8 protein-coding genes are annotated in these 9,610 nt (G+C 72.0%); 5 read left to right on the top strand and 3 right to left on the bottom strand.

Annotation, left to right across the window (positions count from 1 at the left end; translation table 11 throughout):
* Positions 1-153: 153 nt before the first annotated feature.
* Together O3Q52_RS41365 and O3Q52_RS41360 are read right to left on the bottom strand one after the other, a co-directional pair.
* Complete coding sequence (locus O3Q52_RS41365) at positions 154-2,850, bottom strand: LuxR C-terminal-related transcriptional regulator (RefSeq protein WP_269653708.1); 2,697 nt, start codon at positions 2,848-2,850, stop codon at positions 154-156.
* A 203-nt stretch (positions 2,851-3,053) separates the two neighbouring features.
* Positions 3,054-3,338 (bottom strand): hypothetical protein, encoded by a 285-nt coding sequence (locus O3Q52_RS41360; RefSeq protein WP_269653707.1) that lies wholly within the window; start codon positions 3,336-3,338, stop codon positions 3,054-3,056.
* 49 nt (positions 3,339-3,387) lie between these two features.
* Between O3Q52_RS41360 and O3Q52_RS41355 the strand changes: the two genes are divergently transcribed.
* The 5 genes from O3Q52_RS41355 to O3Q52_RS41335 all read left to right on the top strand — a co-directional run bounded on the left by O3Q52_RS41355 (position 3,388) and on the right by O3Q52_RS41335 (position 9,074).
* Positions 3,388-4,137 (top strand): response regulator transcription factor, encoded by a 750-nt coding sequence (locus O3Q52_RS41355; RefSeq protein WP_269653709.1) that lies wholly within the window; start codon positions 3,388-3,390, stop codon positions 4,135-4,137.
* A complete protein-coding gene (locus tag O3Q52_RS41350) occupies positions 4,124-6,238 on the top strand; it encodes a cell wall metabolism sensor histidine kinase WalK (protein WP_269653706.1) in 2,115 nt (704 codons plus the stop codon). Before O3Q52_RS41355 ends, O3Q52_RS41350 begins: the two co-directional genes overlap by 14 nt.
* A gap of 123 nt (positions 6,239-6,361) precedes the next feature.
* Positions 6,362-6,721, top strand: coding sequence for a hypothetical protein (locus O3Q52_RS41345; protein WP_269653705.1), 360 nt, complete (start codon positions 6,362-6,364; stop codon positions 6,719-6,721).
* 131 nt (positions 6,722-6,852) lie between these two features.
* On the top strand, positions 6,853-7,488 hold the full coding sequence (locus tag O3Q52_RS41340) for a class F sortase (RefSeq protein WP_269653704.1): 636 nt from the start codon (positions 6,853-6,855) through the stop codon (positions 7,486-7,488).
* 188 nt (positions 7,489-7,676) lie between these two features.
* Complete coding sequence (locus O3Q52_RS41335) at positions 7,677-9,074, top strand: MFS transporter (protein ID WP_269653703.1); 1,398 nt, start codon at positions 7,677-7,679, stop codon at positions 9,072-9,074.
* Positions 9,075-9,150: 76 nt separating this feature from the next.
* On the opposite strand, the gene O3Q52_RS41330 is transcribed toward O3Q52_RS41335, so the two are convergent.
* Positions 9,151-9,610: CdaR family transcriptional regulator (locus O3Q52_RS41330; RefSeq protein ID WP_269653702.1), on the bottom strand; the 460-nt coding region annotated here is incomplete at its 5' end.

Here is a 9,610-nt window from a genome sequence, read left to right as displayed (position 1 = left end):
CCCTGCCGCCACCCCCATCGCACCCGAAGAACCGGCCCCGCGCCTCACCCCGCACGGGCGAGCCGGGCGCGGTGCGAAGGCTCCCCGCAGGACACGGGCGCCCGGCCGCGCATGGGCCCCTGCCGGGCAGGCCGCGAAGGCACAGCCACCTGCTCACAGCAGCCGCAGCTCCCGTGCGCGGTGCACCGCGTCGTGGCGCCGGTTCACCGACAGCTTCCGGTAGACGCTCTTGAGGTGGGTCTTGACCGTGTTCACCGACACATACAGATCGGCGGCGATCTCCTCCGTCGACATCATCTGGGCGAGCCGTTCCAGTACGTCGTGCTCGCGCCCGCTCAGCTCCTCCACGACCGGTGCCGACGGCTGGTCCTCCGCGCGTGCCCGCTGCGCGTCGCACGCCGGCGGTCCGGGCGTGAGCCAGCCCTCGGCCAGCCCGCGCAGCGGCACCGTGCCCAGCAGGGGCCGGATCCACGGTCCGGCTTCGAGGAAGGGGCGCCGCAGCCGTTCGCGCCGAGCCTCGTGGAGGGCATGGGCGACGAGTCTGCGCGCGGTGGCGGAGTCCCCGGCCCGGTCCGCGGCCTGGGCCCGCACCAGCGAGGCCCGGACGGTCACCGCAGGACCCGTACGGCCCTCGGGGCGCACTCGGTCGAGCAGGTCGCGCGCCTCGCCGGGCCGACCCGCGGCGGGCTGGGCCCGTGCGGCCCCCACGAGACACGCGGGCTGCTCGCCGGGCACCTCTTGCAGCAGCTCGGCGGCCGTCTCCGGCCGGCCCTCCGCCAGGTGCGCAGCCGAGGTCACCAGCGCCTTGTGCGCCTCCGACCAGGGTGAGACCACGTCGGCGGCGACGCGTGGTTCCGCCGCTTCGAGCGCCGCGTGCATCTCGCCGCGGGCCAGGAGCAGCCGGGCGGTGGCGAGGGCCCGCCCCGCCCGCATGACCGGGTCCCGCATCGCGTGATGGGAGCCGGCCGCCGTGTCGAGGAGGGCCTGGGCCCGGTCGAGTTCGTTGCGGTCGACGGCCACGGCGGCCAGGACGAGCAGCTCGATGCCGGAGCCGGACTCCTCCCTCAGGCCGAACCGCTCGGTCTCGGTGACCGCAGCCAGTGCCTTGCGCTCCGCCCTGCCTGGCCAGCCGTTCAGATAGTCGATCAGGGCCAGATGGCCGAGGGCCTCCTCGCGCGGCAGGGCCGTCGAGGCTCCCCCGGAACAGGCGACCGCCGTGCTCAGGGCGTCATGAGCGTCCTCGAAGCTCCCCGCCCACAGCCGCGTCGAGCCGAGATGGGTCGACAGGAGGGCGGCGAGTTCGGGATGCGCGTCCAGGAGCCGGGCGGGCACCTCCTGCTGGAGTTCCTCGGCCGTCTCCGCCGCCGTCTCCGCCCTTGCGGGCGAACCGGTCAGCCGGCCGGCCAGGGCTTCCAGGAGGGCACAGCTCAACCGGGCCGCCGCGAGGCCGGGAGCAGTGTCCCCGGCCGGTATCCCCTCCTCCTCCGCAAGGCTCTGCTCGGCGTGCCGCAAGTGGGGCAGGCCATGGTCGAGGTCGCTCCGTGCCAGCTCACGGGCCGCCCGGACGAGGTCCGTGGCGGGGCTCGTGGCCTCGGGGCCCATCCCCGAGAACAGCTCGGCCAGATGGTCCGAGCGGAGACCGGTGAAGAGCTGACCGATGGCGAGGTCGTCGACGAGGGCACCGGCGGTGAACTCCCAGTCGCCCGCGGCGGCACCGTGGCCGAGCGTCTCCGCGAGCGATCCCGAGTCCCGCAGCCAGGTCGCGGCCCGTCGGTGGAGTTCGGGCTCCAGACCGGGAGAGCGCATCCGGAGATGGGCGTGGAGGATCTCCCCGAACAGCGGGTGGAGCCGGTACCGGTCGTGCCCGAGGTACTCGACGAACGCGTTCTCGCGGTGCAGCCCGGCCAGGACGGACTCGGCATCGGCTCGCCCGGTCAGCGAGTTCGCCAGCTCGGGACCGAAGCGGTCGAGGACGCTGACCCGCAGCAGGAGGTCCTGCGCCTCGGGGCTCTGCCGCTTGAGCACCTCCGCCAGCAGGAAGTCGGCCACCGTGGTGCGATCGACCTCGAACTCCTTCAGATACGTCTCCGGATCCGGGCTCTCCTGCGCGGCCAGGGCACACAGCCGCAGTCCGGCGGCCCATCCCCGGGTGCGCTCCACCAGGGTCCGGGCGGCGGACACCGGAACGCGCAGCCCGTGCAGCTCCAGCAGCTCGGCCGCCTCCTCCGGGGTGAAGGCCAGCTCCGCGGCCCTGATCTCGGTCATGTCGCCGACCGCCCGGTAGCGGTGCAGCGGCAGCAGGGGCTCGGTGCGGGTGACGAGGATCAGGCGCATGCCCCGTCCCGCGTGGTGCAGGACGAATTCCAGCTGCTCCGCGATCTCCGGCGCCGTCACACGGTCGTACTCGTCGAGCACCACGATCGCGGGCCGGTCCCGGTCGCTCAGGCCCGCGGCGAGGCGCGTCAGCAGCGTCTGGTCCACGCGGCTCGCGTCGGCGGGGGAGCCGACCTCGGCGGGCGGCGGCACACCGGAGGCGCTCAGGGCCTGGAGGAAGTACGCCCAGAACATGCCGCAGCCCTGGGCCGCGGCGTCGTTGGTGAGCCAGGCGACGGACCGGTCCTCTCGTGCGGCCCAGTCGGCGGCCAGCAGGGTCTTGCCCGCGCCCGCGGCCCCGCTGATCATGGTCAACGGGGTCCGCAGGGCCTGGTCGAGGTGCCTGACCAGCCGCTCCCGTCGCAGGAACGTCGCGGGACGCGCGGGTATCGCGAACCGCGTGTGCAGGAACGGGTCTCCTTGGGGATCGGCGCACGATGTGGTCGGTTCCGGACCGTTCTCCTCCAGCCCAGCCATGGCGCTCACCACCACTGCTCGTCAGGTCATGGGCAGCGCTCCCCCTCAGCATCCCGCGGTTCCTGCACATGTGCACGCCAACCAGACGCAGTGGCTTCTCCGGGGGCTGCAACGGCATCCGCCGCCGAGGCCTGTGGGTTCGTACGAGGCCCGTGCCGGCCCGACAGCGCCCGCCCGGTCCTCTGTCGGCAGGACGGCCGTGGTCAGGCCGGGGGCGTGAAGGCCCGCGGCTCGCTCCCGGGTCGCTCCCCCACCGGGCCGATCTTCTCGGCGACCGGGCCGACGTGATTGGTGTAGGCAGGCATCTCGTCGACGGCGTACGCTGCCGGGCCGCGCCGTCCCTCCTCCACAAGCGCGTGGACGTACGGGAAGCCGCGCCGGGAGAACGTGCCGGCCGTCGGCCGACGGCGCCTCGCCGTGACCGCGCCGACGCGCTCCGGCGTCACGACGGTGGCCTGAACTCCCCGCCCGAAAAGGTCACTTGCCACCGTCCCCGGCTCCACGCTCGTTACGCTCTCCGGCGTGTGCGCAAACATCATGGTCGCTGAAGACGACACGAAGCAGGCCGAACTGGTGCGCCGTTATCTGGAGCACGAGGGACACACGGTCACGGTGGTGGAGGACGGCCGTACGGCTCTTGAGCAGGTTCGGCACCGGGAACCCGACCTGCTCGTCCTCGATGTGATGATGCCCCGGGCCGACGGCCTCGACGTGGTACGGATCCTGCGCGCCGAGGGCCGCGAAGTGCTGGTGATGATGCTGACGGCCCGCAGTACCGAGGACGATCTGCTGCTCGGCCTGGACCTCGGGGCCGACGACTACGTGACCAAGCCGTTCAGCCCGCGTGAGCTGGTGGCCCGGGTGCGTACGCTCCTGCGCCGCAACCGGAGCTCCGACGGGACCGCCCCCGGCGCCCCCGACCCCACTCCCGGCGCAACCGGGGACACAGCGCTGTCGGTGGGCACGCTCAGAGTCGATCCGGCCCGGCACGAGGTGTCCGTCGGGGGGACGCCGGTCGTGTGCACGCCCGGCGAGTTCCGCATCCTGGCCGCGATGGCGGCGGAGCCCGACCGGGTCTTCACCCGGCAGCGGCTCCTGGAGGAACTGCACGGCTTCGACAAGTACATCAGCGGCCGCACCGTCGACGTACACGTCATGAATCTGCGCAAGAAGATCGAGCGCGCCCCGCGGCGGCCGGACCGGCTGCTCACCGTTTTCGGCGTCGGCTACAAGCTGACGGATCCCGCGAGGACCAACGCGAAGAGCGTGCGCCGTGCGTCGTCGTGACGAGCGGGCGCGGCTGCCGCTCCGCAAGAGCCTGCTCGGGCGGCTGCTGACCGTGTCGGCGCTGGTGGCCTCGTGCTCGGTCGCCGCCACCGCCTGGCTCGCCGTGCAGACGACCTCCGGCGCGATCCGCCAGGAGCAGGGCCAGAACCTCAGCGCCGATGCCGAGATCTACAACACCCTGCTGGGGTACGCGGCGACCCACCCGGGCTGGGAGGGCGTCGACGACACCGTGCGCAAACTGGCCGGGAAGTCCCAGCGCCGGATCGTGCTGACCACCCAGGACAAACGCCCCCTCTTCGACTCCTCCGACGACTCGAACGGCACCTCCTCCACCGCCGCCCCGCTGCCACCGCAGGCCTCCGCGGTCGTCGACCCGCTGTCCGTCGACACCGTGCTGGTGCCCGACACCGCCTCCGCGGGCGCTGACCGCGTCGATCCACGCGCGGTGGGGCCGTTCCTGCTGCCCGCGCAGGAACGTACGCTCCTGCGGAAGGCCAGCGCCGACAGCGCGGAGTGCCTCGGTGCGGCGGGCATAGCCGCGGACATCGTCGAGAGCCCGAGCGGGCGGTCCCGCGTCCAGTTCGTGAGCAGTGAGACCGACCGCTCCATGGAAACGAAGTGCCTGGCGTCCTACGCGTCCGGTCCCACGCCGACCGAGAGGAAGGCCCTGCGCGCGCTCAACCAACTCACCGACGCCTGTCTGAAGCGGCAGGGCCGTACGGGCGTGAAACTGAACCTGGACCTGTCCTGGGACCGGGGATACGGGTCGGGAGGCACGGACACCGGCCTACCGGCCGCGCTTCCCACGACCGGCCTCTCCAAGGAGGAGGCGGACGCCCAGCAGCGGGCCGCGGAGCAGAAGGCGGTCGAGGAGAAGGCGGCGCTCGCGAGGGCGTCCAAGGAGAAGGCGACCGACGACGGACGCGTGCCCGCGGCTCGCAGCAGCAAACACGACCGGGCCATAGCCGCCTGTGTCGGCAGCGCCCGCCGTGAACAGCTCACGTCCTATGTCGCCGCGCCCGCACTGCTGTTCATCGACAGCACCGACGCCGCCGCCGGCGTGCCCGGTTTCGATCTCTCACCGGCCAACACCGCGCGCATCGCCGGGGTCACGGCCCTGGTCCTCGCCCTCACCGTCGGTGCCTCGGTGATCGCCGGAGCCCGGCTCGTACGCCCCTTGCACGCGCTCACCGGCGCCGCCCAGCGGATGCGGGACGGCATGGACTCGGCGCCCGTGCCGGTCGGCTCGGACAACGAGATCGGACGGCTGGCGGCGGCCTTCAACGACATGGCCGCACACCGGGCGCGGCTGGAGGAGCAGCGCAAGGTGATGGTCAGCGACGTCGCCCATGAGCTGCGTACTCCGCTGAGCAATATCCGTGGCTGGCTGGAGGCGGCACAGGACGGTCTGGCCGAACCGGACCCGGCGTTCGTGTCCTCGCTGCACGAGGAGGCGGTACAGCTTCAGCACATCGTCGACGATCTCCAGGACCTGGGGGCGGCCGACGTGGGCGCGCTGCGCCTGCATCTGGAGCCGGTACGCGTCGACGACCTGCTCGGCCAGGTCACCGCGGCACACCAGGGGCTGGCCGAGACCGCGGGTGTCACCCTGGCGGTCTCCGCGGCGCCGCCCGACGCGCCCCCGCCGCCGCTGCTCGACGCCGACCCCGTACGGCTGCGGCAGGCCATGAGCAACCTGGTCTCCAACGCCGTACGCCACACACCGTCCGGTGGCCGGGTGACGCTGCGCTCGTACGTCACCGATTCCGGGGACCAGGTGGCCATGGAGGTGTCCGACACCGGCAGCGGCCTCCCCGCGGACGACGTCCCCCATGTGTTCGACCGCTTCTGGCGGGCGGAGAAGTCCCGCAACCGGAGCACCGGCGGCAGCGGCCTCGGCCTGGCGATCGTCCTCAAGCTCGCCGAGGCCCACGGTGGCACGGCGAGCGTGGTGAGCACGGAGGGACAGGGCTCGGTCTTCACCCTGTGGCTGCCGGTCACACGGGACGAGACAGCCTCCACCGGACCGGAAGACGGAACGGAAGGGACTGCGAGGGACCGCGGAGTTCCGGGGGCCCGGGAGACCCCTGGACAGCCCTGATGCGATGACCATGAGCTTCTGACAGCTTCTTCACAAGTGGGCGCAAGTGTTGGGCCATGCCCGGAACCTGGTGCGGCTCGCCAACCAGGTACCACCAAGGCCGGGCTGGAACTGGAGCGATACATGTCCCGCCATCTCACCCTGCGTCTCGCCGTTCTGACCGCCGTCGCGACCGGCGCGATGCTCGTCCCGGTCGGCGCGGCCGTCGCCGACGACCCGACCCCCACGCCGAGCGCGGCCACCGGAGAAGACAAGACCGCGGCCGAGAAGAAGGCCGAGGACGCCAAGAAGGCGAAGGAGCTCGAAGCCAGGAAGGCCGCGGCCGCCAAGGACCTTCCGAAGGGCGGCGTCGCCGCGGGCGAGGCCCCGGCCGGAGACACCGGCACGGCCACCCTCGTCGGTTCGGCCACCGGCGCTCTGCTGCTCGCGGGCGCCGGCACCATCGTCCTGCGCCGCCGCGCCGCAGGACGCCACAACGGCTGACGCTCGGCACAGCCCCACCGGGCACAACAGTGGCGCCGCCCGTCTCCGGGCGGCGCCACCGCGTATGCGCCTGGTCCCGTAAGCCGTTCAGGTCCTCTGCCTCTGCTCTTGGTTCTGCTCTGGAGTCCGTTGTGTCACCTGCACCCCATCCGGTACGGCGCCTCGGCACCCTGCCGGCCCGTGCCCGCCTCGCCGTCGTCGTACCCGTGGTCCTCGCCGTGCTCACCGGCTGTTCGTCGGCCGCCGACAAGCCCGCCCCGGCCTCTCCGAACACCCCTGCCGCCGCCGGTACCGCTTCGCCGGCCGCTCCGGGGGCCACACAGCCGGCCGTCCCCACCGAAGTCGCCATCCCCTCGCTCGGGATCACCAGTTCCCTGATGGAGCTCGGTCGCAACACGGACGGAACCGTGGAGGTCCCCCCTCCCGAGAAGGGCATGACCGCCGGCTGGTACATCGGCGGTTCCGTGCCCGGTGAGGTCGGTCCCGCCGTGATCATCGGCCACAACAACACCCGCTTCGGCAAGGCCGTCTTCCACGACCTCAAGAAGATCACCAAGGGCGCGGACATCACCGTCGCCAACAACCGCGGCGAATCGGCGCGCTTCACGGTCACGGACACCGAGAGCGTCAGCAAGGACTCCTTCCCGACCAAGAAGGTCTACGGCCCGACGAAGGACCGCGCCCTGCGACTGGTCACCTGCGACGGCGACTTCGACACCGAGGGCCACCCGGTGAACAACCTCATCGTGTACGCGACGTTGGCGTGAGGCCCGAGGCCCGAGGCCCGCCGCGCACCGGATCCCGGCTTCGGTTTCGGCTTCGGGACGCAGACGTGGAGGCAACACGCACACTGAGCCCCCGAACTATGGTGTCCCACCACATGTGCCGTGGACATGCGCCTTTCTAGGTTGTGCCGACACGTACACGTCCCCGCAACTGTCCGGAAGTGGTGCACATGGCCTCCGCAGCAACCGCTCCCCCACCCCCCGCCAGCCTCAAGCGCATCGTCGCCGCGAGCCTCATCGGCACCACCATCGAGTGGTACGACTTCTTCCTGTACGGATCCGCCGCCGCGCTCGTCTTCAACAAGCTGTTCTTCCCGGGCTCGGACCCGCTCGTCGGCACATTGCTGTCGTTCCTGACGTACGCGGTGGGATTCGCCGCGCGACCGCTCGGGGCGCTCGTGTTCGGGCACTACGGCGACCGGCTCGGGCGTAAGAAGCTGCTGGTCCTGAGTCTGCTGCTGATGGGCGGGGCGACCTTCGCGATCGGGCTGCTGCCCACACACGCGACCGTGGGTACGGCGGCGCCGGTGATGCTGACCGTGCTGCGCCTGGTCCAGGGCTTCGCGCTGGGCGGGGAGTGGGGCGGCGCGGTACTGCTCGTTTCGGAGCACGGGGACGCGCGGCGACGCGGGTTCTGGGCCTCGTGGCCGCAGACCGGGGCGCCCGCCGGGCAGTTGCTGGCGACGGGCGTGCTGTCGCTGCTGACCGCCGTGCTGTCGGACGCCGCCTTCACCTCCTGGGGCTGGCGCATTCCGTTCCTGCTCTCGGGTGTGCTGGTGATCGTCGGTTTGTGGATTCGTCTGTCTGTCGATGAATCGCCCGTCTTCAAGGCGGCCCTCGCACAGGCCGAGGCGCGCAGGGCGACCCAGGACAGTGCCGCCGAGAAGCTGCCGCTGGTGTCCGTGCTTCGCCACCACTGGCGGGACGTCCTGATCGCCATGGGCGCGCGCATGGCGGAGAACATCAGCTACTACGTGATCACCGCCTTCATCCTCGTGTACGCCACCACGTCGGCCGGTCTGTCCAAGCAGACCGCGCTGAACGCGGTGCTCATCGCCTCCGCCGTCCACTTCGCGGTCATCCCCCTGTGGGGCGCCCTGTCCGACCGCGTGGGCCGTCGGCCGGTGTATCTGCTGGGCGCGGCCGGTATCGGTCTGTGGATGTTCCCGTTCTTCTCGCTCATCGACACCGGGAGCTTCGGGAACCTGATCCTCGCCGTGACCGTGGGCCTGGTCCTGCACGGGGCCATGTACGCGCCGCAGGCCGCCTTCTTCTCCGAGATGTTCGCGACCCGTATGCGCTACTCCGGCGCTTCGATCGGCGCCCAGTTCGCGTCGGTCGCCGCGGGCGCGCCCGCACCGCTCATCGCGACCGCGCTCCTCGCGGACTACGACAGCTCCACGCCGATCTCCCTGTACGTGATCGGGGCGGTCGTACTGACGCTGATCGCGGTGGGCGTGGCGAAGGAGACCCGGCACCGCGACCTCGCCGACGTGGCGGGCGAGGCCGGCCCCGACACGGAGGCCGCGAAGGCGTCCGCCCGCACCGCTGACGCCCGTACGGTCTGACTCGTCCGGTCTGAGTCGGTGGCCCCGGACCGACCCCCGTGCGCCCGCGCGTACGGGGGTCACCCGCGCGTGGGCGTCAGTGCTGTCCGGTGGACGTCAACCGGTGCAGCCGCAGGGCGAGTTGGATCTCCAGCGTACGGGCGGGGCTCTGCCAGTCGGGGCCGAGCAGGCGGCCCACCCGCTCCAGGCGCTGCGCGACCGTGTTGACGTGGACGTGCAGCTCGTCCTTGGTGCGCGCGGGGCTCATGCCGCAGGCGAAGTACGCGTCGAGGGTGTGGAGGAGATCGGTGCCGCGCTTCTCGTCGTACGTGACGACCTGGCCGATGGTGCGCTCGACGAAGCCGGAGATGTCCCTGCTCCCGGCGAGCAGCAGTCCCAGGAACCCGAAGTCCTCCGCGGCGGCACCGTCCCCGGCACGGCCGAGCAGCCGCAGCGCTTCGAGGCATCGCTGACCTTCGGTGTAGGCCTCGGCCACGGTGTCCGGGCGGGCGGCGAGGTCCTGGACCGGTGCCGAGGCGCCGACGGTGACCGCTTCA

This window comes from Streptomyces sp. ActVer, assembly GCF_027270795.1.
Taxonomy (GTDB): domain Bacteria; phylum Actinomycetota; class Actinomycetes; order Streptomycetales; family Streptomycetaceae; genus Streptomyces; species Streptomyces umbrinus_A.
Note: the sequence above shows the minus strand (reverse complement) of the source record. Positions and strands in the feature narration are given on the sequence as shown.

Coding starts and splice junctions, on each gene's coding strand:
- O3Q52_RS41355 (WP_269653709.1), top strand. CDS start 3,388: ATGGTCGCTGAAGACGACACGAAGCAGGCCGAACTGGTGCGCCGTTAT.
- O3Q52_RS41335 (WP_269653703.1), top strand. CDS start 7,677: ATGGCCTCCGCAGCAACCGCTCCCCCACCCCCCGCCAGCCTCAAGCGC.
- O3Q52_RS41365 (WP_269653708.1), bottom strand. CDS start 2,850: ATGGCTGGGCTGGAGGAGAACGGTCCGGAACCGACCACATCGTGCGCC.
- O3Q52_RS41345 (WP_269653705.1), top strand. CDS start 6,362: ATGTCCCGCCATCTCACCCTGCGTCTCGCCGTTCTGACCGCCGTCGCG.